General features: G+C 42.7%; 1 protein-coding gene and 1 pseudogene. Both read right to left on the bottom strand.

Annotated features, from left to right (window positions below):
- Positions 1 to 104 (bottom strand): hypothetical protein (locus QJV33_RS12070; protein WP_408869683.1); only part of this gene is annotated, 104 nt, incomplete at its 3' end.
- A gap of 26 nt (positions 105 to 130) precedes the next feature.
- Positions 131 to 592: pseudogene (locus QJV33_RS11950) on the bottom strand (hypothetical protein); the annotation flags it as partial.

The following is a 592-nucleotide window of genomic DNA, read 5'->3' as shown; positions in this document are numbered from 1 at the left end:
ATCACGGCGTTTAGACCGATATTGCCAGCGGAGGCTAAAGAGACATTCCCCCCCGCATTTAACGTGCTGCCAGAGAAATTTAAATCCCCAACAGTCGATTGCAAAGAGATTCTTCTCGTTTAGGGTGGTGTTAGGAGCCTTTTTTTGGGTTGTTGGTTTCTACACGGACAACTTGAGGTTGTTCTTGGCTGTAGAGGAAGACTTTGTGTTGTCCCATCATATTGGGGTAGTCATGCCAAACCGCCGTCGTAATGTGATTTAAGATATAAGGTTGAGAATTTGCATCAGTACTCATTGATCCTGTTCCTGTAAAAATTACTTCATAATTATCAGGATGTTCAGGGGCTACACATAAATTAGTACTCAGATCGGTATTATTACAAACAAATAGTGAATTATTCTTTCCCTTTGGTCTGACCAAGGTGACTTTATAATCAATATGTTTCATGGTATAGGCTTCGGCTTTGGTATCCCATGCCGTTGGGGTTCCCATACTGTCCGTATAGCTGGGTTCCGTCCATGTCCGTATTACATTATGCGCTTTGCTGGGGTCTTCCGCTGATTCAACCAATGCAATTACATTTGGATGACC

Source organism: Commensalibacter nepenthis (assembly GCF_029953305.1).
In the GTDB taxonomy this organism is placed as follows: domain Bacteria; phylum Pseudomonadota; class Alphaproteobacteria; order Acetobacterales; family Acetobacteraceae; genus Commensalibacter; species Commensalibacter nepenthis.
The sequence above is the reverse complement of the archived record's forward strand: the minus strand, read 5'-3'. Positions and strand labels throughout refer to the sequence as shown.